Raw genomic sequence first — 22796 nt, forward strand, 5'->3', positions numbered from 1 at the left:
AAAAATAAAACTTATTATTTTCTATACAAAAAAAGAAAAGGAGGGTTTTATTATTTAAGCCCCTCCTTTGAATTCATTTATAAAAGTAATTATAAAGTCATTTAATTATCAACTTTTTGATTTCCTTCTTTTGGATCTACAGGTTCAGGATCTGGATCATGAATTCCCGATCCTTGTCCTCCTGTACTCATTTCTTCTACATCAATTTGCTGTGGTTGGTTTAACATTTCCTCAGATGAATCTGTACATGCCGTAAATAAACCAGTTACCAATAATATCGCTATAAAAACTATTTTTCTCATTTTTTCCTACATTTAAAATTTTTGCATAAAAATTGCATGCTGAGTGGCTAAACCAACTCAGTTTAGTATGCCCAAAAAGCATTTGTTTTTAAGAGGTGCACAACTCTTTAAATGGGAAGTAAAAGATTATACCGATTGACAAATTAGACTTCCCTTCTAAAGACATCAGATAAATCTTTTGTAAAAACTAGCTAGTAATTTTTATTGCTAGTTTCTGAGTCAAAACTATCGGTTTTGTAAAGTTCTGTGTGGAAAATAAATAGAAAAGAAATGGAAAAGATTTTCCATTTTTTACGGGTTTCCTTTAAGTTAATATGAATCACCTTCTTACATTTGGTTGAACCAATAAATAAAAACCTACTGATGACACGAGAATTATTAGAAAAACTTTACTCAAAGCTTAAAAGTGAACCCGAAAACCATAGAAAGAATAAAACTGGGTGCTTCGATTTCTTCGAAGAGAAAGTACTAACACAACAAATTTTTGATAAATATAAGCATATTAGTGTTACTGCGAAAACAATGAAAAATTACTACGAGAAACATGTGGAAGGAAGAGCTAACAAATCAAAAGAACCATGTACCGAGTTAAAGAACTGCATATCTGAATACCTCGGTTACCAAAACTATCTCCAATTTTGTAATAGCCTTTCTAGAAACTCAAAAAACACCTCAAAATGGTCTTTTGTTAGTTTCAAAAAAAAAATATATTCATTTAATGGCTATTTCTTCTATCCTTTTAATGATATACTTTTTAAAGCCTGACAATATTATTACCTACTACCAATATCGTGAAATCAAAGACAATAAACAATATACCAATACTACGTTGGTTTTAATGAATATTAATATTTTTAAGAAAATTGAAACCGAAAACTACCCTATTACTTTAGATAATAACACTAAACTTCCTACGAGCAGCATTATTCCAATAAATACGCAATTAACACATTCTCACAATAGTGCATATTCTTACTCTGCTTACAAGCATAAATACAATCATAACGATTAATGCACATTCATACGAAAAACACATCTCTTGCCTCAATTCAAATCTACTATCGAATTGGGGCTTTTTGTACTACATATAGCTACTACACTCTATAAAATTAACTCTTCACGTAATGGTATTACTCGTTCACTCATTTTGCATTTGATCTCTTATAAATATCAAATAAGTTTGATTCATATTCAACTTAAAAACTATGCAAATTAATATGAAACAGAACTTTTCAATTTCAATCAAATCTCCATGTCAAGAAAACTTCGAAAGCTTTGAGCCTACTCAAAAGGGAGGCTTTTGTGATTCCTGTCAAAAAGAAGTTATCGATTTTACAAAAATGTCCTCTCAGGAAATACTGAGTTATTTTAAACAAAATAACTCGCAAAATACCTGTGGAAAATTTAAAAACAGTCAATTGAATACTTTCTATGCAGAACCTCCTCAATTGAAAAAACATAGCATTTTTCAGGCTTTAGGAATGATGTTTCTCTCACTCTTTCTTCCACAACAACTTACGGCACAAAAAAACACTCCTAAAATTGAAATAAGAACGGCTAAAGAAAAATTAAAATCATTCCACAACCCTAAAAGCTTTATAGTTTCTGGTACTGTAAAAGACGAAACGGGTGTTCTATCTGGAGTTGCCGTACTTCTAAAAGGAACTACTATAGGAGCAGAAACTGACTTTGACGGTAATTTCAAGTTTCCAAAACCACTAAAAGATGGAGATGTATTGATTTTTAGTTTTGTTGGGTTAAAAACTGAAGAAATTGTGATTTCTAAAAAAAACAAAAACATCAATTTGGTTATGGAAAATGACGCCATACTTGGTGAAGTTATATTGGTTGGGGAAGTTGCTATCAAAAAAACATTTACCAAGAAAAAGAAAAATTAAAAATAAACGTCTTTATGTTCGAACAAACAAGGACACGACAAATATATTTATAAATCGTATTGAAAATTTATCCCCTCCTTCAAACTGAAACAAGAATAAATATGCCTATGAAAACTTTTACTTTCATACTTTTTATCGCTGTTATAAACATCCAAGCTCAGGTTTCGGATTTTAAACATGTTAACTTTACAAAAGCAGATAACCTCGCTAAATTGTATGAAAGTGAAAGCTTGAAAAACGTTCCTTTGCTAACTCACAATCTTACCCATTCTTTAAAAACGGACATAGAAAAGTTTAGAGCCATATATAAATGGATATGTGCTAACATTAACGGAGATCATAGATTATCTCAAAAAATTTTAGCCAAGAACAAAAAACTAAAAAACAAAACCGAATTATCAAAAGAATGGCAGCTATCCATGCTTCCAAAAGTTTTTAAAAAACTCAGAAAACAAAAAAGAACAATGTGCACTGGTTATGCTTACTTATTGAAGTATATGTCTGAAATAGCAGGTATAAAATGTAAGATTATTCATGGTTATGCCAGAACTGCCACGACAAACCTAAACTCGTTTGAACTAATAAACCATTCCTGGAATGCTGTAAAAATTAACAATAAATGGTATTTATGCGATCCAACATGGTCTAGTGGTTATGCTAACGAGTCTTTTCAATTTATTAAAGATTACAACGATGGGTATTTTTTAACCAGCCCTCAGTTATTTTCTAAAAACCACTTCCCTTTAGATGAAACTTGGCTTTTAAACTCAAATGAGTCATCAACAAGCTATTTAGAATCTCCAATAATATATAATGAAACTTTTAAACATAGCACATTTCCTATATCACCTTCAAAAATAGCCCTTGAAATACCAACAAAGCAGTTGTCTGAGTTTATTTTCACAAGTGAATTAGAGCAATCGGACAGCTTTGATATGGTTATTGAAAAAGGGAATTTAATAAAATTCATATCTCCAAAAACTAGCTTTAACCACAAGAAAAAACAGGTTAAACTAAGCTATTCTTTAAAAAATAAAGGAAGTTATAAACTTCATGTTTTGTTTAATAATGATATTGTAAGTACTTATTTAATTTCAGGGAAATAGCTTATTTTAAGTCGATACAAAACAATCATTAAGCTTTTATTTATATTTGTTACAGATCAAAAATAATATCATGCAAAAAATATTAGCTTCTGTAATAATAGCTTCGCTCTTATTAATTTCTTGTAAAAAAGAACATAAAAAAGCGGCAATTGAAACTACTAAGGCTCCTGAGAATTTTGATAAATTATTAAAAGATTATAATGAAGGAAAATTATTGCTAAATCCCATTAATGCAACCTTTGCTGGGGACAATCGTTTTAATGATCAATTCCCTAATTTTCTTTCAGATGAATATCAAGATAAGTTAAATGAATTTTATAGTTCATTCAAAGAAAAACTCAAGACAATTAATGACAAAGACTTAACTGAAAGTCAGAAAATGAGTAAAGCCGTGCTAAATTGGGATTGCGATATGGCTTTAGCACAAGCAAGCTTTAAAAACGACGTTTTATTGCCAATCAATCAAATGTGGACCATTAATTTAACAGTTGGGCAACTTGCTAGCGGAAGTAGCGCCCAACCATTTAAAACGGTTGAAGATTACGAAAAATGGTTAAAGCGTTTACAGCAATATAATGTTTGGTTACAATGGGCGGAAACTAGAATGAAAGAAGGAATTCAAAACGGTTATGTATTGCCAAAATCATTAATAAAGAAAGTAATTCCTCAATTTGAAGGCTTAAGCCAAGTTGATCAAAACAAAGAAGGCATTGTTGACCTATCTAGTCACCTATTCTATACTCCTATTACGAAGTTTCCGGATAGCTTTTCGGAAGAAGATAAAAACAAATTAACAGAGAAATATTCGAGCTTTCTGGTTGGGAAATTGATTCCTTCGTTTAAAAGCTTACATGCTTTTTTAAGCACAGATTATTTAACGGCAGGAAGAGAAGGTAGCGGTATTGATGGAATTCCTCAAGGAAAAGAATATTATCAACATGCCATTAAAAATTACACTACGACTAATATGACGGCAGAAGAAATTCATGAACTCGGATTAAAAGAAGTTGCAAGAATTCTTTCGGAAATGGAAAAGGTAAAAGAAGAAGTTGGCTTTAAGGGTTCTTTAAAAGATTTTTTTGATTTTGTTCGCAGCAATAAAGAGCTTATGCCCTATACTGAGCCGAGTCAAATTATTGATAACTTCAATGCCATTCATGAAAAAATGAAACCTCAATTGGAGAAGTTATTTGGTAATAAGCCTAAAACTCCATTCGTTGTTAAACAAACTGAAAAATTTAGAGAAGCTTCTGCTAGTGCAGAGTATAATCCAGGATCGTTAGACGGAACCAGACCTGGTGTATTCTACACACCGATACCCGATGCAAGTAAATACAATGTGTTTTCTGATGAAGCTTTATTTTTACATGAAGCTATTCCTGGTCATCATTATCAAATTTCGTTAACTCAAGAAAACGAGAATCTTCCTAGCTTTAGAAAAACCTTGTGGTATAGTGCTTATGGTGAAGGTTGGGCTTTATATACCGAAAATCTTGGTAAAGAATTAGGTTTGTATACCGATCCATACCAATATTTTGGTATGCTAGGAATGGAAATGCACAGAGCAATTAGACTGGTTGTTGATACTGGATTACATGCAAAAGGCTGGACAAGAGAGCAAGCTATTCAATATTCTTTAGACAATGAGGCCGAACCAGAGGCCAGTATTATTTCAGAAATAGAACGTTATATGGCTAATCCAGGACAAGCACTTTCGTATAAAATAGGACAGTTGAAAATAAGAGAATTAAGAGCCAAAGCTAAAAAGACATTAGGTGATCAATTTGATATACGAGAGTTTCATAATCAAGTATTAGAAACGGGTTGCATTCCTTTAGCTTTATTAGAAAACAAAATAGACAAGTGGATTCAATCTTATCAAAAATAATCTGATTGAACCTGTTTAAATTATATATAAAAGCCATCTTCTGAATAAAGATGGCTTTAATTATGTTTGGGTATCTAAATATCTAATATGTTTTATTTTCTTTCTATTAATTTATCACCGATGATCGTTTTTAATACCTCATTTTTATAATTTTTGCTTATCGGGATTTTTTTGTTTTCTATATGGAGTAAATTCCCTTCAATTTTATGGATATACTTAAGGTTTACCAAAAAAGACCTATGAACTCTTAAAAAGGAGTTTTCAGGAATCTTTTCCTCTATTTTTTTAAACGAACTAAGCGTCAAATATTTTTCATTTTTTTTGTGTACAATAATATAATCATTAGCAGATTCAAAATGGGTAATATCTTTTAAAAGTAGCTTTACGATTACTCCATCAGATTTAATAAAAATTTGATGTTCTTCATCTTTTATTAACTCGTTTCTCTCATTATTTCTGAGCTTACCAACGCCCTTTAAAAATCTAGCATAAGAGATTGGCTTTAAAAGATAATCTAATGCATTTGATTCAAAACCTTCTAAGGCAAATTCTCTGTGTGCAGTAGTAAATATTATATTTATTTCTTGTTTAAGTTTGCTAAGAAACTCAAAACCATTTATATCAGGCATTTGAATATCTAAAAAAAGCACATCTACCTTTTCTAAGTTAAGATACCTCAATGCTTCTTCTGGATCTCCAAAAGACTTCTTATGTTCTAAATATGACGTTTTAGCAATGTAATCTTCTATTCCTCTGCGCGCTAATAACTCGTCATCTAATACTATACAACTATACCTCATTAAGCTTTAAAGTTAAGTTTACTTTAAAAGTGTCATTATTTTTTTCAACCAAAATTCTATGTTTACCTGGATATAATAAGCGTAGACGCTTGTTCAAATTCGATAACCCTATCCCCTTCGATTCTTTTGAAGCGGCATTTTTTATATAACTATTTTCAATAATAAAATGCAAGTAATTATCAGATTCAACCTTTGCTTCAATATCTATCCAGTACCCTTTACTGGTTTGCCCGTGCTTAAAAGCATTTTCAACCAGTGGCAAAAGCAACATTGGTGCTATTTTTAAATTAGAATCTAAGATTGAAAAATTAACCTTAACATTAGCAATATCCTCGTGTTTAACTGTTTCAAGTGAAATGTAACTCTTTAAATAATTTATTTCTTTTTGAAGTTGTACAAATTCTAAAGGAGAATCATATAATTGATGACTCAGTAAATCAGAAAACTGTAATAACATTTCTTTACCTACCTCCGTTTTTCTTCCAAGCATTACATAAATACTATTGAGTGCATTAAATAAAAAATGAGGATTTAATTGATTTTTAAGCATTTGAAGTTCGACTTCCATATTTTTTTTTTCAATTTCTTTGGTATAATTGTCCTTTTCAAACCACTCTTTTATAAGTAACAATATCATTGATAAACACACTATTATAACAACATCACTTAACAATGAAAGCCCACCTTCCAAACTACTATAAAAAACGGCTTTACCTTTATATTTTCTAATATAATTATAAAAAAAAATTAAACTCCAAGAAGTTAGAAAGGTTGTAAAAATTACCCCTAAACTACTCAATAACAAATAGTGGTTCACTTTTTTTCTAAGTAAAAATTTAGGTACTAAAAAATATAGATTTATATACACAAATGGTAAATAAGGAAATAACTTAAATAAATTTGTTACAATATTTTTGCTATAATAAGGATAATAGGCCAAGTCTTGAGCACTCCACACAGCTAAGCATCCCAACCAAAAAGCAATATGTATAAAAACTTTTCTTTTCATTTTGTTTTACTCAATTTAATCTAATAGAAACCCCTGCAAATATTGACCAATTTGTTGATGGAGTGATTGGCTTTTTCACAACTCCATCGGAAGAGTATCTATATCCAAAAACTTGTTTTATCTGAAAAGGATTTCTTAAAGACATATATAAAACGCTAAATTTCCCGAAAAAAGGAAAGAGATAACTACCACTTATGTTTAAATTATGATAATCAATAGTTCTTTCTGCTAAAAATTCCTGTTTATTAACGTCATTATAAGGTCTTCCTGAAGCATAAGTATAGGCAAACCCTACTCTTGTTCTTTGATTAAGATTATAATTAAAAACTGAATTAAAGCTGTGTTTAGAAATGAATTTTGGAGTTGATTGTGTTGGAAAATCCCTATACAATCGTTCAGAATCTATATAAGAATATGTAAACCAATACGTAAGGTTTTTTATAGTTTCCTGATCTCTCCAAAAGACATCTATCCCTTTGGAAAACCCATAACCATCATTATTTGTACTATTTTCAAAAAGTATAAGGTTGTCATAATCTTTATAATATCCCTCTATTCTAAAAGTTTTCCCCTTCGATTTCCATTGATAATTTATAAGATAATGGGTTGATTCTTCATAATCTAAGTTATTTTGTCCTAAAAAAATGTCATAATCAGGTGTTTGATAAAACCTCCCATATGCAAGTGATACCATTGAATTATTTTTTAATCTATAACTCATATTCGCTCTAGGCATAGCATTCCATTTCTTTAAAATACTTGCATATTCAAACCTAAATCCAATTCTTAAAGCGAGTTTGTCAGCTATTTTAGCATCATTTTCAACATAAAAAGCTGTTTGATTATTGCTTAAATTAATGGAAGAAGAACGGTATTTTTTTGACAAAAACTGCGATTCATTTCCAAAAGTCAACGTCAACTTTTCAAAATTTCTTTTTAGTGTAACTCTACCTTGTGCTAAATTTTCAATAATCTCATTATTATAGATATCATATTTATCAACACTCTTATCATAACTATAAGCACCATTTAACTGATACTTCCACTCATCTGTTAACCTTCCTTTTAAAGAGTTGCTCCAAAAAAGATTATGGTTTTTACTTTTAAAAGGAATGGTGGTACTTAAGTTTTCATTATTAGGTAAATACAATCCTAAAGCATTCGATTGATATTGTATAAAAGACTTAAACAAATCTCCTTTATCTGAACGATACCTATAACCGAAAGATGCATCTACACCATTTGGAGCCATTATCCACTTCCTATTTTGAGGTATCAAATCCATCATAGGTTTTAAATTAGAATACCCAATATTGGTAAGTAGCGCTGTTTTATTATTCCAAACATTCACGATAGAGGCGGTGACTCCTGCCATATTTATTCCGATACCTACCCTATTCCTTTCAGGAATGTTGTTCGTATTCAATATCAAAACCGAAGATAGTGCCTGCCCATATTGGGCTGAATATGCCCCAGTGCTAAACATAGTTCCTTTAAATAAAAAAGGGTTGAATCTTCCTCTTCCAGGTACATCAGGTGTATCGCCTAAAAAAGGTTTAGAAACCAAGATTCCATCAATTATTGTTTTGGTTTCAGAAGCTTCGCCGCCTCTAACAAATAATCCTGTTTCTTCTTGTATTGGAGCAACGCCAGGTAATGTTGCCAATGCTCCAAAAATATCTCCACTTGCTCCTGGGGTTGTTACAATGTCCAATGGCTTTAATATAGTAGCTTTCTTTTCGTCACTTGCATCAAAAACTCCTGTAGAAATAACTACTTCTGATAAAGTAGTACCTTCTTCTAGTTGAATTGTAACATTTATTTTTTCATTCTCAATAATAATGATTTCAATATTTTTTGTTTCATATCCGACCATGCTGGCCACTAAATTTTGCTTTCCACTAAGTTCTGTTCTTATTTCAAACTTCCCTTTTTCATCAGATATCGTTCCTTCAGAGGTTCCTTCAAGGTAAATATTTGCAAAAGGAATTGAGTTTCCTTTTTTGTCTATAATCTTTCCTTCAACTATATTTTGTCCAAATGTACAATAAGAAACCACTAGAAAAAAGAAAGATAAATATATTGATTTCATTACTTTATTTTTTCTAAAAGACTTATTAAACGCTTGTTTTTCGGGAATTTCTTAAGCCCTTGATTACCATAAACTTTCGCCTCACTAATTTTATTCGATTTTATATAATAGCTAGTCAAATAATAGTATACTTCAAATTTTCCCCATTGCAAATCTTCAGAACTGTTGTTTTTTTTATTTAATAATAAGAGTGCTTTCTTTAAATAGCCTTCGACCTTTAACCCTCCTCCATATCGAACGGGTCTAAATAAATCACTTTTACCAAGACCTAAATACCCTCTAAAATTATTTGGGTTTAGCTCTAAACATTTCTCGTAGTACTTCGTTGCTTTGGACGATATAATTGCAGCAATTTCATATTGAAACACTATGGAATAACTTGTCATTAATCCTAATAAAGCATAATCATTAGAGTTCTTGTTTTTCTCAGCTTGTAAAAGAGATATTCCCTTTTTTAATGTATCAAAGGCCTTACTCTCATCTCTATCTTTCAGAAAACTAGACTCACGATAATGTGCATATGCGATAAAATGTGCGTCTCTGAGGTTTTTATCTTTCGAAAACTCATGTTCTAAATCCTTAATTAAATCTTTAATATGGTTTTCACCAGAATTAAAAGATTTTTCATAAGCTAGATTAACACGAGCTTCAAAAGAAATTTGTCCTAAACAAACAGTGTTAATAAATAATGCAATAGATAATAGCAGTAGTTGTTTTTGTATTTTCATGATTTAAAATTTCCGACGAAATAATCACTTTACTTATTTAAGTAAAATTCTAATCTATAGTAGAAGTAATTTAGTCGGTAAAACATTCTTTTGGGTAGGTATTCATAAATAACAATCTTAATTTTAACTAAAGATTCGTTAAATTTCGAGTCTTGAATGATACCATCATAACGGGAGTGTAAGCTCTTTTAGTTGTGATAATGTTTTTTAACATCAATTTATTTTATAAACATTCGATTTTATATATTATTGACTCATAATTTAATCAACTAAAGCACATATATGAAAAAGTTGTCTTTTTCTTTACTCATACTATTAACAGTATCCATGCATGCTCAAATAGATACTGAAATTTATTTGTTTGACCTTCAGGAAAGCCAAAACGATCAATGGGTATTATCAAACCCAATAAATATTTCGAATAATGATGGTTATGACAGTCAACCTCATTTTTATGATGATAACACGATTTTATTTTCTTCAGAAAGAAATAAGTATCCAGACATTCGAAAATATTCAATTTCAAATGGTAAAACATCGTTTATAAATAAAACTGAACAAGGTGGCGAATATTCTCCTCAACGCATTCCCAACTCAAACAATGTTTCGGCAGTGCGTCTTGACAGCGATGGAAAACAAGCCATATATGAATACAATTACAATTCAGGAGATCACAAAATGTTGATTGAAGATTTTGTTGTGGCCTACCCTACTTGGTATGATAAATCAACATTGATTTCTTCGGTAATTATTAATGATTCTTTACACCTGTATAAAAGTGACCTTAAAAAAGGGAAAAACTATCTTGTTGCCAAGGAATCCGGACGTTCTATTCATAAAATTCCAAATACCAAGTTGGTTAGTTTTACGAAAAAAGTTGGAAAATCTTGGGAGGTTTGGTCGTTAAACCCAAAGTCTCTTAAAACTGAAAAGATAGTTAATATTGGTAATAACCAAGATGTATGCTGGTTACCCAATGGAACGCTTTTAATAGCTTCTGGAACCAAACTATTACAGTTTAGCCCTAAAAAAGATATGACTCCTACCCTTTTTTACGAGTTCAAGAACAAGAATATCTATAATATTTCAAGAATAACAGTTAATAAAAACGGAACAAAATTAGCCATGGTTGCAGAAAAATCACCCGAAGCCCTAGCACAAGAACAACTAGATGCCTACAACAATAGAGATATTGAAGCTTTCTTAAAGCCTTTTGCAAATGAGGTAAAGATATACACATTTCCAAATACCTTAGATTATGTTGGAAAAGATGAAATGAGAAAAAGATATGGAACAAAATTCAAAGAAGTAACAGATTTAAATGCACATGTTACCAAGAGAGTTGTAAAAGGGAATGTGGTAATAGATGAAGAATTGGTTACGGCGAATGGGCGTAAATTCACAGCCGTTGCTATCTATGAAATGAATAATGGGAAAATTACCAGTGTTCGATTTATAAGATAAAACAAATAGGTTTTTGACATAATTTAGTAAAATAAAAATCTCGGATAATAACAATGGTTTTATGTGGTTATCCGGAAATATATAGAGGATAAAGGTTATATCTGTGGGGATATAACAAGTTACCAGCAATTAAAACACAAGAGGCATTAACAGATTGACTATGAATTAATGAAAATATTAATTATTATAAAGAATGTATTGAAAATTATTTCTCTTACCATTTTATTGGTTGTCATTTTAATGAGTCTAATTTATATATGTATTACGCCTTATCCTTCTTCCCCAATTAACAGTCAACTTTTTAATTCTAATACAAAACCCTGTAAAACCTTAGAAATTGAAACTGGTAAAAAAGGAATATTAACCATAACCCCAAAAGTTTCATATGCTGACGATAAAGTAAATATACATGTTAGAGAATTAGAACCGTTTCAACTTGGGTCTTTGAAACTATCTGTAAGAGATTCGAAAGATATACTTTGGCAATCAACAGCTTATTTTCAGGCAAATGAGTTGGGAGAAATAAATCCTAAAAGGCAAGAACCTCTAGAAGCAAGTTCATACAAGGGAATTCATTCAATGGGTCTTTTTTGGTCTTTAAAACCTGAAAAAATAAGTTCATTTAATTTTAATACCAACTTACTATTTAATGTTGTTTTTAGCACAGCAAACGGAGACACGTTAGCTACTTCGATTCTAAGAAAAAGTTATGAAAACATAGAGAATTACAACATTTCAAAAACAGAAATTCGTAATAAAATAGTTGCCAATTTTTATCAGAATGAAACAAATAGTCCAAGACCTACAATTGTTTTATTAGCAGGCTCTGGTGGTAATTTTCAACATCGAAAATCAAAATATTTAGCATCTAAAGGATTTAATGTATTGGATTTAAAATATTTTGGCACAAAAAACCTACCTGAACAATTAGAGGATGTTCCTTTAGAATATCTTCATAATGCTATAAATTGGTTAAAAATTCAGCCAAGTGTTGCCTCTTCTAAAATTGCACTTATTGGTAGATCTAAAGGTGCCGAGTATGCTTTGTTGTATGCATCAAAATACAATGACATTAACGCTCTAGTTTCTGAAGTTGGTTCAAGTGTTACTTGGAGTTCTAAACGCTATTTCAAGTCCTCTTGGAAATATAAAGATAAAAGTATACCTAGAGCTAGAGGAGGATTAATTGAAGCTATTAGATACTTAAAGAGTAGCAAAGGTAAAACACAAAGTCAACTTCCCTATATGTTAAGTGCATTTAAAAACACGAAAAGGATTAAAGAAAGTTTGATTCAAGTAGAAAATATAAAATGTCCGATTTTATTACTCTCTGGAAAAGATGACCAACAATGGCCATCTACAATGATGAGTAACCAAATTCAAGCTAGGGCGAAACAGTATAAATTTAAATATGAAATTAACCATTATTCATATGAAAATGCAGGTCACCAATTTGATGAACTACCATTTATACCGCAAGTAGATTTTTCAAATATCAAAACTTGGAAATCAGGTGGCAATTTTCAAGGAAACGCTTTAGCTTCAATAGATTCATGGAATAGGATATTTATTTTTTTAAATAAACAATTTGAAAACATCGAATTTGAAAAGTAAAAAGTTGGTAGCAAAATGTATAATTAATTGCTAGGTTTAAGTTACTTTATAAAGTATCCGCTAAAACTAAAGCTATTAATTTTTAGTTACATTTGAGAAAAAATAGCGCAACTAATCATACACTTAACGTTGTGATTCATTATGACAAATCGCTAATCAATGATAACACTTTTTAGAAAAATTAGACAGAACTTATTAATGACAAAAAAAATCGGAAGGTATTTAAAATATGCTATTGGAGAGATTTTACTTGTGGTTTTGGGAATATTAATCGCATTATACATCAACAATAAAAATCAGGATTATCAAGTAGAAAAAAGGACTACTAGTTTGATGAGGGAAGTAGCCAAAGATTTAGAGTATTTTATTGCGATGTCTAATAATCAACTCGAATTTTACTCTTATAAGCAAAGAATATTTGATTTAATTATAAACGAAAAACTAACTTATGAAGATTACTCGAAATCGAGTTACCCAAATCTTACTAATGCCACTACTTGGTATTTAGGAGGAGGAAAAAAACGAGTTGCATATAATAACCTAATTTCTGAAATTAACTCAATACCAAATAAATATAAATCCACAGTTAGCGCATTAAGCAATTTTTACGACAATAAGTTTAATGAAGATTACATAGAACTTATAAAAAGTATCTCAATTGAGAATGAAAAGAAAAGAGTGAATAATTACGAATGGTATTCTTCAAAAGTACCAGATAATCAAAATAATGAAATGATAGACTTTATGCTTAATGATTTCAGGTACAAAAATGAGGCGAAATATTATTATGTTTTAGTAAGTCAACATATTGGATTTATTTTGAAAGACAAAATAAGGGCTCAGAAAATACTCAAAAAAATAGACAGTTTATTAAATAACAGTTTGGAGAAAAGTAATTTACGAATTGACTTAAATGACAACAACTCCATAATAGGACAATGGACAAATAATGATTATCCCAATTATATAATCAGTATTTCTGACAATAACAATAAATTATTTTATCAAACAAATATTGATAGTACAAAATTTGAATTGAACACTATTTCAGATAACTTATTTATTGATAATGATAATTCATTTTGGAGAGTGGAAAAAACTAATGAAGAAGTTAAGATTCGAATAGTCAATATTGAATTTAATAAATCAAAAAAATAACGAAAGCACAACATTGTATAGAGATAATAGCGGTTTAATCGCTTAAAAATAAATGAATTTATAAATCAGAAGACAGTAACAAACCGAAAAGTAAGTGCATAAAATCCGTTATTATTCTTATACAATACCGTTATGTGCAAATTCCAAAAACAAATGAAATTTTTATGAAAAATCTACTGATAATTTTACTTCTATCTACTTCATTTCTTAATGCCCAAAATGAGAGTTACAAGAAAAAAGAGTTAATTAAAAAAAACAATATCGAAAAAATCACAACTTATCAATACAATGAAAAAGGCGACAGTATTAAAACAGGAATTGATATTTACGATAAAAAAGGAAATCATATAGAGGATTTAAGATTAGAAGGAAATAAAATTGTTTTTAAATACATTATTGAGCACAACGAAAAAGATTTAATGATTAAGCAAACTGGATATAAAGAAAATGGAACAGTGTCTTCGATTTTACATTATGAATATGATAAAAATGGTAATCAAATATTATATAAACAAACGAAGAAAAATGGAGAAGTATTAGGACATCAAAAAAGGACCTATAACGAAAAAGATCAAAATATTGAGCTATATAACCTTAATAAAAAAACTAACGAATTTTACTTGAGCTATAAGTTCAATTACAACAATAATAATTTATATTCAAGTACCCAAAGCTTTAATTCAACTGGTAAACAAATTTCAGAATCCGAATATGAATATAAAAACGGAAAATTAAAAAAGTTAATCAGTAAGATTAATGGAAAGAAATATAAAACTTCTTATCAATATGATTCGAAAGGAAGATTAATTAGAAAAAAGTATCATAGAAAACGAAATGTAATACTAAATGGAAAGAAAATTGTTTTAAAACAATGGGAAGAAAAATTTGAATACGATGATGAGAATAATTTAACCTCAAAAGTATCATTAGGAAACGGAATGAACTTTAAAATAGAAAAGTATTATTACGAAAAACACGAATAAAATCTGCGCATAATAAGGTGTAAAAATGTAAAAAATGCATTTTACACTAAAAGTTAGCTTTATTTGTTCAAAAGAATGAAAATCATAACCGAAAAAATAAATAACGAACCAAATCATTCCATCTCGAGAAAGGATGTGAAAGCAATTATCGAGATTATTCCTGATGATTGGATTGCAGTTACTCATGTTTTTTCAATTTCTTCCCAACTCTTTGAGAATTCGAATTGGGACAGACCTGTTATTCAGAATAACACAACCTTCAAAATATTATCACGTGGAATTGACCGAAACGAAATAATAAAAGAATTACTAATTGAATTGGCTATTAGACCAACCAAAACGTATCCAGCGAAAGGACATTCTTTGACAAAATCACAATGAAAAAAATTAGAGGAATTAATAATGCCATATTATAATAACATTGATAGAATAGAATGGAATCATAATTCATGCAGAATTTGAGCAAGTTTGTGAAATTGAAAAGCGGAATAATAGTAATAATAATATGTGTTCAATCAAATGTGTCTCAACTAAAAGCTAATAAAGTTTATAGTTAACTGCTATTCCTTGATATACCAAAGGAAAGTGATTTTTTATAAAGCTAGTTGTTTAATTCTAAATTTTGTAAATTAAACATGTAACTAAACGTTAGAAAATATTCTCAACAAATGAAAAAGAGCCTGGTAATACTAATTCTAATAATATCAAATAGTTGCAACCCCTCTCCCACCTATAATGCTTTTGATGACATCTTTGACATTTCAATTAGAGATCTTAAAAATGATGGATATGACAAAATAAGTGTAGGTTGTGGTTATTATAATTTACAACAGAAAGAAGGACGGTTAAGGAATTATTATCAAGTCTATGTTGACGACTTAAATAATGTTGTAGCTAAAGGATTTGTTTATTTTTTAGACACTTTAAAAGTCAAAGAAAATATGGGCTTCAAAGAGCTATGTTCAACTGTAATTGATAACGAAAACATCATTGATTTAAATAATAACCTGAAAAAATATGGTTATAAATTTAGTAGACAAGTTAAATATGAATATGGAAGTTTTGTTGAAATAATAGATCAGAAATTGAAAGACACTATCAAATTGAATCTTAGTTTGAGAAGATTAAATGGAATTGACTCAATAATATCTAGAGAATTAGATTATTTCATTAGTAAACCAAAGTAACATTTGCTCACAAAAGCTTAAAAAAATTGCTTTATTTATACTCTGAATAAAACATTTTACTAAATTTGAAATTCAATTTGCTATGAAAATTTTCGATTTAAATTCGCTCCTTTTCATGTATTAACACATTGCTATAAATAAATGAATAAAATATTTTCTATACTAATGATTTCTTCTTGGGTTTTAGGATTTTTTTTAGTTCAAGTATCAAACCCAAGTTTGGTTATATCTAAAATAAAAACCTCTGAAATAATTTGTAATAAACCTCATTATGGTTTCAAACATATTAGAAAAGCTATTTCTTTAACTTCTGATGAAAAAATCATTGATAAATTGAATAGGAAAATATTAATTAGAAAAATTGGATTTGCACTTTTAATTATTACACCTATTTTTTTTATCCTTGCAGGAATATATGCAAAATAAGAAAGTTGTAACCTTACAATTAAGTAAGTTCAGATAACGATTTATTCTAATATTGAAATAATAAATATCTATAGCTAAGAAAAACTAAACTGCATTAAAACGCGGCTTAACCAAAACGTTGCAGCATTTATTGAATAATAATTAAAAAAAATTAAATGAAAAAAATACTACTTTTTAGCTCAATGCTATTCATTTTTAACACAGTATTTGGACAAGTAAATTTTGAAAACAAAATCAATATTTACGATTATGATTCTTTAAGCGTTAATATTATTTACGATGATTTCGACCTTGATGGTGATTTAGACTTAATAAAACATGGTACTAGTTCTGGGAATTTTTTGCTTCAAAAGAATGAAAGGGGTGATTTTAATACTAATCCATCAAAATTTCTTGGTTCTGGCATAAACCCTATTGTATCTTTAGATTTAAATAATGATGGTTTTCCCGATTTAATAACTTACAAACAATATAATACCATAGGCGTTTTATATAATTTACAAAATGATACTTTTGGTGAAGAACAAAACGTTCAAAGTTTTAACGGTTCATATACAATTCACCCTATAAAAGTTGATTATAATAGTGATGGTTTTATGGATTTGATTACCATTAATAATAACAATGACGCTTATGTACTACTTAATAATCAGTCAGGCGGATTGGAACCCGCTGAATTTTTAATTCCAGTAGGAACATTCAACTATATCCATAAAATTGAAGATTTTGATAATGATGGTGATTTAGATTTCTATATATGGGATTATAATGAATTAAAAATTCACTTATATGATGAAGATTCTGATAGTTTCATTCAACCAACTAACTTAAATGCTACATCTTCTCTGGAGTCATTTGGATTAATTGATTTAGATGGAAATGGATACAAGGATATATTATATATGAAAAATGGAGCCGTTTGGGCAAAATATTTCAATTTTGATGCAATTACAGAAGAATTTATCGTTTTAAATGACCTAATGGTTGTTGACCATATTCCATTCAACACCAATTACGAAAATAATCGTTCAATTTATATTGAAAATGAAGGAAGTGGAGATTATTCAGTTTATGTTGCATTATTAACTACAGAGAGCCATCATAATATATATAAATTCAATATCCAGAATGGTGTATTTAGTAATGCCGAGATAGTATTGGCTAATTTTGAAATAAATTCATTTAATTTAAACCAGTTTAATTTCTTAGACCTTAACAATGATAGCAATCTAGATTTCACTTTTACTTCAAACTTTAATGAAAACAAAATGATTTTCATTAATAATGATATAAATAATCCAATTGATAAAACTATTTGTATTCAACAACTCGTTAGACCAAACGATTTTTCTGTTATAGACATGAATGGAGATGGCGTTAATGATATTTGTGTAGGTACTCAAAATGGGTTAGGTTTTTTCGAGAAAAAAACTGGCGGCGAATTAAGTGGCATGAGAAATTTAATAGGTGTAATATCTAATCCTAACGCATCTACTTATACTATAAATCATATTACTGACATCAATAATGATGGCTTAGGTGATGTTATTGACTTTATGGGAGGCAATTACGCGAAAATCTATAAAAACTTAGGTAATGATAATTTTGAATTTATTCAATCAATTTCTCTTACAGATAATTTAACGGCAGACATCTTTTTTGTTGATATTGATAGTGATGGATTTAAGGATTTCCTCTTCTCAGGTAGAGATGAAGAAAGTCGTACTGTATATAATTGGTCAAGAAATAATAATGGAAACAATTTTGACGATTTACAGCCTTTGCCCATTAATAATGGAGATAATATTTCATCTACCTCATTAGCATTCGCTGATTTCAATAATGATAATCAAATAGATATTTTAGATTTAAGTCATTATTATAAAAATAATCAATGGTATACAGAAGTAAGCATATTAGAGAATCAGAATGGTAATTTATTTGCAAGTAGTGTTGCTTTATTTATTGGTGGTGATTATGGCAGAGGTCATATAAAAACTCATGATTTTGATCAAGATGGTGATTTAGATTTTTTTATATATAACACAAATCCGAACCCATATTACGATACTAAATTTTTATTTTTTAAAAATGATGGAAATAATAACTTTGAATCAATTGTCATTGAGGATTTAAATATTGAAGACATCGAATTTTATGATGGTGATGGTGACGGAGTTAATGAAATATATGCATGGAATTACACTTCTTACAATAACAATGTTTTTTATTATACAACAACAGATTACTTAAGCTTCTCAAAAGTTGAAATTGATTCTTACTCAGCTTCATATGACTTTTCAGACCCCAACCCAAGAGGAGATTTACTTTTATATGATTATAATAATGATGGTAAAAAAGACTTGTTTATAGACAATTTTTCTCCATTTCAAGGATTAATTTCCGTTTACAATAATGTTTCTGGAACTCTCGATATTGAAGACATTGTAAATGATAATAATCTGAATCAATTACAAATATATCCTAATCCTTTTCTACATTCTATAAGTTGGAATAATCAAGAAGGAAAAATCTATGATATAGAGTTATTTTCTATAAATGGTAAGTCAATTCTAAAAAAAACAACATCGGAAAAGAAATTAGACTTATCTTTTTTGACCAAAGGTATTTATCTTTTTTCTCTTAAAAATAAAAGCTCTAATCAAAAATCGGTTTATAAAATAATTAAAGAGTAAATACGAAAAGTACTGGCGATAAAAACTTGCTACAACATCGTGTATAATTAACTTTACAACTAAAAATTCTCAAATAACAATACACTATTGTTGCCCATAATATGAAAAAACTACTAGTAATAACATTTTTACATATTCCAATTCTAAGTTTTTGTCAGTTAAAATCGGTGATTATTAATAACCAAACAAAGGAAAAAATACCTTACGTAAATATTTGGGTAGAAAATGAAAATGTTGGAACAACTTCAAATGAAAAAGGAGAATTTAAATTAGAAATTGATGATACAAAAATTATTATTTTTTCTGCAATCGGTTTTGAGACAAAAAAAATATCATCGGATTCAATAAAAGAACCTCTTGAATTAAAACCTATAACAACTGAATTGGACGAGATAATTATCAGTTCAAAAAAATCAACACAAGAATTAACAATTGGAGAATTCAAAAAGTCTAAAATCAATCATTACTTTGGTTGTGGAATAAAACCTTGGATTACTGCTAGGTTTTTTAAATATAATGAACAATATGCAAATACGCCTTTTTTGAAAAAAATAAGAATTCTAACAAAAAGTAATGTAAAAGATTCTAAATTTAATATTCGTCTTTATAACATAAACAAAAATGGAGAACCAGAAAACTATATTCATGACCAAAATATAGTTGGAATTGCTAAAAAAGGAAAGAAAACAACTGAAATAGATGTTTCTGAGCTAAATATTGAATTTCCTGAAAGAGGTTTTTTTATAGCTATTGAATGGCTTATAATTGAAGAAAATAAACATGAGTATAATTATACAATGAAAGATTCAAGAAAAAAACTTGAAGGAATATCTTATGAGCCTGCAATCGGAACTATTCCAGCAGAGACAGATGAAAATAGTTGGATATTCAACCAAGGTAAATGGAGAAAGGTTTGGCAAAGTAAAAGTACAAGTCGAAAATTTGAGAATAAATATCATTTACCTGCAATTGAATTGACACTAATAAATTAAAAAATACTGTGAGTAACAATATCTAACCGCAATTACTGCGGATACGACTAGGTTCGAATCTCCTCGGAATTACTAACTTTGGTAGTTCTTAATCTAAAAAAAGCAATTAAACCTGTAACTGACGACTATTAAGAGACTGTTACCTGCAAGCTATTGAACAAATATGAAAAAATTAATAAATGAAAAAACAAACAACTTTATTCAAGACAGCAGGGCTTCTAGCAATTTTTGGAGGAGTTCTTACCTATATTTCTGACCACATGCTTCGGGGTGAGTTTGCACCTGGATCAGCAGTTGGTATCATAGATGTAATCCGTACAGGTAAGCTAGCTTATGAACCTCTTTACTGGGGAAGTCTTTTAGGCTATGCTACTTTGCCTTTATATTTATTAGGGTTATGGCCGCTTTATCGTGCATTAGAGCCCGCTGGACGAGTTCTAGCAACAATACCAGTAATTTTGCTTGGATATGCACTTGCTCTATTCCCCGGTTACCATTATGCTGCTATATTGTATGCCCTCGGATTTGAGTCCGCAAATAACAGCTCAAATAGCTTACTAAGCGAACAGCTGATGCAAGTTCTTGACGGTACTCATATGATAATTATGCCTACAGTAATTTTATCTTCACTATGGATCGCTGTACTTATCCTATCTGGAAAAACACTTTATGCACGTTGGATGGTAATTGCTTCTCCATTGTTAATGGTATTAATCCCTATATTAGTAGTTAAAATGATACCGAGCCCATGGGGTGGTTATATTATACCAGGATCAGGTACTATTGGATTAATAATATTTTTTGCCATGGCAGTTTGGGTATCTTGGCCTACATCAAAGACCGATTTTAGTAAAGACCAATCTTAAAAGTACATGAAACTATAGCCGTTTATCGGCAGGCTATGCTTTATTTTACTAAACGATATATGCAATATCACCACAAAAAAAGAATGAAAAAACACAGTACATAGCAAATAGGACTGTAAAAGCCAAACATAGGATTTTAGCTCAATACAAACTTGTGAGGTTTTCACTTTTTACTGCCCTACTCACCATACACTAAACCATAACTTTCATTGAATATGACAATTCAAAATCAATTACTGCAATTTGCTGAAAAGCATTTTCTTAAAGAAAAGGCTTTAAAGTTTGTTCATGACGAGCTTGATGCTTGTATTGAGTTTGACAAAGAACTCGGTATCGATTTTTTAGAAGGAAATAAAAAAACTGATTTAATTTTCGAATTTGGTAGGTACGAATTTCAAATAGATAAAGACAATCATCCAATAATAGCTACGAAAATAAACATATACTCAAAAAAACTTTATGGGCCAGATTGTGATGTCCCCATCGGACACTATACAGAATTAACGAACCTGAATGGTGAGAATTTAGATCAATTTTTATTTTTAGATTGGTCTCCTATTAATTTCAATATTGATTATTATATAGAACGAATAAATAAAGTAACACCTCGAAAATATTTTAAAAGAAATATACCTGAATACGAATTTCTAACTTACGTTAATCATATATTTTTTCTAACTCAGGGAAGGCAATATGATGTAGTAATTCTATTTGTGAAAAGGTCTTTAGATTATTTAGAGAAAACTGAACATAAGGAAATTGAAATAAAGTATTTGAATGAATGTTTAGACATGTTTAAACAATTGTATCATTTTATTAAAAAAAATGAGCTAGTAGAACTTGATAATTTGTCCAAACATAAAATTTGGGAAAGAATAAAACTAAAAAATAAAAATTGATTGGACGAAAATTTAATTATTAGATTAGGAAACAACACCACAACAAAGTATATAAATTAATATGAAAAATATAATAATTACTCTAATTACAGGATTGATAGTAGTTTCATGCAACCCTAAGAAAAAAAATGGGTATTTTGATAATCAGTCTGTGGAAAGTGCATTGGAGTTAAATGATAAAATGTTTGAACTTCCCATCACTTTTGATAAAGCTAAAGATATTTTTAATATAGATGAGTTTGGACGTAAAGGTGATATCGACAATAGAAAGTATTTGGTACATCATAAAGACGGTAAAAATATTATTGGGATAACTTATTATGTACGAAATTATAAGGAAAACCCTGACAAATCTGTTAAAATTGTTACCGATCCAAGAAAAAAATATATTGCAGAATTTGAAAAAAAAAATAATATGAAATTCAAAAAGCTCGATATAGAAAACACTGCATTTGTAAATCCCAATTTTGTTTATATAAAACTAAAAGACAATAGTGTTATTGTTATTGGGACAATGCTATATAACCTAATGTATAATTCATATACAACCATCTCATATTTTAAAGAAGTCGAGAAAGGTGAGATCAAAACCTATTTAGGACAGCTTTACTAAAACATTTCTTATAGCGGTTATAATTTATGGTTTTATACCATGCAAAAATAAAAGACTGATTTCCAAACGGAATAA

22 protein-coding genes are annotated in these 22796 nt (G+C 29.2%); 17 read left to right on the forward strand and 5 right to left on the reverse strand.

Annotated elements, in window-relative coordinates; genetic code table 11:
• Positions 1 to 101 precede the first annotated feature (101 nt).
• Positions 102 to 302 (reverse strand): hypothetical protein, encoded by a 201-nt coding sequence (locus tag ACKTTV_RS12905; RefSeq protein WP_408031257.1) that lies wholly within the window; start codon positions 300 to 302, stop codon positions 102 to 104.
• Positions 303 to 665: 363 nt separating this feature from the next.
• Between ACKTTV_RS12905 and ACKTTV_RS12910 the strand changes: the two genes are divergently transcribed.
• The 5 genes from ACKTTV_RS12910 to ACKTTV_RS12930 all read left to right on the forward strand — a co-directional run bounded on the left by ACKTTV_RS12910 (position 666) and on the right by ACKTTV_RS12930 (position 5194).
• Positions 666 to 1067: a hypothetical protein gene (locus tag ACKTTV_RS12910; protein ID WP_408031258.1), complete on the forward strand. Its 402-nt coding sequence runs from the start codon at positions 666 to 668 to the stop codon at positions 1065 to 1067.
• Positions 1045 to 1314: a hypothetical protein gene (locus tag ACKTTV_RS12915; RefSeq protein WP_408031259.1), complete on the forward strand. Its 270-nt coding sequence runs from the start codon at positions 1045 to 1047 to the stop codon at positions 1312 to 1314. Before ACKTTV_RS12910 ends, ACKTTV_RS12915 begins: the two co-directional genes overlap by 23 nt.
• 205 nt (positions 1315 to 1519) lie before the next feature.
• A complete protein-coding gene (locus tag ACKTTV_RS12920; protein ID WP_408031260.1) occupies positions 1520 to 2200 on the forward strand; it encodes a carboxypeptidase-like regulatory domain-containing protein in 681 nt (226 codons plus the stop codon).
• 107 nt (positions 2201 to 2307) lie between these two features.
• Positions 2308 to 3306, forward strand: coding sequence for a transglutaminase domain-containing protein (locus ACKTTV_RS12925; RefSeq protein ID WP_408031261.1), 999 nt, complete (start codon positions 2308 to 2310; stop codon positions 3304 to 3306).
• Positions 3307 to 3376: 70 nt separating this feature from the next.
• The gene (locus ACKTTV_RS12930) at positions 3377 to 5194 is read left to right on the forward strand and encodes a DUF885 domain-containing protein (RefSeq protein ID WP_408031262.1); all 1818 of its coding nucleotides are present in this window, start codon (positions 3377 to 3379) and stop codon (positions 5192 to 5194) included.
• Between the two features lie 92 nt (positions 5195 to 5286).
• Here ACKTTV_RS12930 and ACKTTV_RS12935 read toward each other — a convergent pair whose 3' ends face one another.
• Genes ACKTTV_RS12935 through ACKTTV_RS12950 form a run of 4 tightly spaced genes read right to left on the reverse strand, consistent with a single transcriptional unit; the run spans position 5287 to position 9823 of the window.
• On the reverse strand, positions 5287 to 5994 hold the full coding sequence (locus ACKTTV_RS12935) for a LytR/AlgR family response regulator transcription factor (RefSeq protein ID WP_408031263.1): 708 nt from the start codon (positions 5992 to 5994) through the stop codon (positions 5287 to 5289).
• The gene (locus ACKTTV_RS12940) at positions 5984 to 7003 is read right to left on the reverse strand and encodes a sensor histidine kinase (RefSeq protein WP_408031264.1); all 1020 of its coding nucleotides are present in this window, start codon (positions 7001 to 7003) and stop codon (positions 5984 to 5986) included. The genes ACKTTV_RS12935 and ACKTTV_RS12940 overlap by 11 nt, the downstream gene beginning before the upstream one ends.
• Before the next feature lie 10 nt (positions 7004 to 7013).
• Positions 7014 to 9095, reverse strand: a complete 2082-nt coding sequence (locus ACKTTV_RS12945; RefSeq protein ID WP_408031265.1) for a TonB-dependent receptor — start codon at positions 9093 to 9095, stop codon at positions 7014 to 7016.
• On the reverse strand, positions 9095 to 9823 hold the full coding sequence (locus ACKTTV_RS12950; RefSeq protein ID WP_408031266.1) for a hypothetical protein: 729 nt from the start codon (positions 9821 to 9823) through the stop codon (positions 9095 to 9097). Before ACKTTV_RS12950 ends, ACKTTV_RS12945 begins: the two co-directional genes overlap by 1 nt.
• Positions 9824 to 10105: 282 nt before the next feature.
• On the opposite strand from ACKTTV_RS12950, the gene ACKTTV_RS12955 reads away from it, so the two are divergent.
• The 12 genes from ACKTTV_RS12955 to ACKTTV_RS13010 all read left to right on the forward strand — a co-directional run bounded on the left by ACKTTV_RS12955 (position 10106) and on the right by ACKTTV_RS13010 (position 22721).
• Positions 10106 to 11287 carry a nuclear transport factor 2 family protein gene (locus tag ACKTTV_RS12955; protein ID WP_408031267.1) on the forward strand — a complete coding sequence of 394 codons (1182 nt, stop codon included), beginning with the start codon at positions 10106 to 10108 and terminating at the stop codon, positions 11285 to 11287.
• A gap of 168 nt (positions 11288 to 11455) precedes the next feature.
• Positions 11456 to 12901, forward strand: coding sequence for an acyl-CoA thioesterase/bile acid-CoA:amino acid N-acyltransferase family protein (locus ACKTTV_RS12960; RefSeq protein ID WP_408031268.1), 1446 nt, complete (start codon positions 11456 to 11458; stop codon positions 12899 to 12901).
• Between the two features lie 198 nt (positions 12902 to 13099).
• Positions 13100 to 14059: a hypothetical protein gene (locus ACKTTV_RS12965; protein ID WP_408031269.1), complete on the forward strand. Its 960-nt coding sequence runs from the start codon at positions 13100 to 13102 to the stop codon at positions 14057 to 14059.
• Positions 14060 to 14223: 164 nt separating this feature from the next.
• A complete protein-coding gene (locus ACKTTV_RS12970) occupies positions 14224 to 15042 on the forward strand; it encodes a hypothetical protein (protein WP_408031270.1) in 819 nt (272 codons plus the stop codon).
• 75 nt (positions 15043 to 15117) lie between these two features.
• Positions 15118 to 15423 (forward strand): hypothetical protein, encoded by a 306-nt coding sequence (locus ACKTTV_RS12975; RefSeq protein WP_408031271.1) that lies wholly within the window; start codon positions 15118 to 15120, stop codon positions 15421 to 15423.
• 287 nt (positions 15424 to 15710) lie between these two features.
• Complete coding sequence (locus ACKTTV_RS12980; protein WP_408031272.1) at positions 15711 to 16229, forward strand: hypothetical protein; 519 nt, start codon at positions 15711 to 15713, stop codon at positions 16227 to 16229.
• Positions 16230 to 16370: 141 nt separating this feature from the next.
• Positions 16371 to 16655, forward strand: coding sequence for a hypothetical protein (locus ACKTTV_RS12985; RefSeq protein ID WP_408031273.1), 285 nt, complete (start codon positions 16371 to 16373; stop codon positions 16653 to 16655).
• A 155-nt stretch (positions 16656 to 16810) separates the two neighbouring features.
• Positions 16811 to 19351: a T9SS type A sorting domain-containing protein gene (locus ACKTTV_RS12990; RefSeq protein WP_408031274.1), complete on the forward strand. Its 2541-nt coding sequence runs from the start codon at positions 16811 to 16813 to the stop codon at positions 19349 to 19351.
• A 101-nt stretch (positions 19352 to 19452) separates the two neighbouring features.
• On the forward strand, positions 19453 to 20343 hold the full coding sequence (locus tag ACKTTV_RS12995; protein WP_408031275.1) for a carboxypeptidase-like regulatory domain-containing protein: 891 nt from the start codon (positions 19453 to 19455) through the stop codon (positions 20341 to 20343).
• Positions 20344 to 20522: 179 nt separating this feature from the next.
• Positions 20523 to 21209: a DUF6796 family protein gene (locus tag ACKTTV_RS13000; protein ID WP_408031276.1), complete on the forward strand. Its 687-nt coding sequence runs from the start codon at positions 20523 to 20525 to the stop codon at positions 21207 to 21209.
• 215 nt (positions 21210 to 21424) lie between these two features.
• Complete coding sequence (locus ACKTTV_RS13005) at positions 21425 to 22108, forward strand: hypothetical protein (RefSeq protein ID WP_408031277.1); 684 nt, start codon at positions 21425 to 21427, stop codon at positions 22106 to 22108.
• Between the two features lie 61 nt (positions 22109 to 22169).
• Positions 22170 to 22721 carry a hypothetical protein gene (locus ACKTTV_RS13010; protein ID WP_408031278.1) on the forward strand — a complete coding sequence of 184 codons (552 nt, stop codon included), beginning with the start codon at positions 22170 to 22172 and terminating at the stop codon, positions 22719 to 22721.
• Positions 22722 to 22796: the final 75 nt, after the last annotated feature.

The sequence above is a fragment of the Tenacibaculum xiamenense genome, from assembly GCF_964513065.1.
GTDB classification, from domain to species: Bacteria; Bacteroidota; Bacteroidia; order Flavobacteriales; family Flavobacteriaceae; genus Polaribacter; species Polaribacter xiamenense.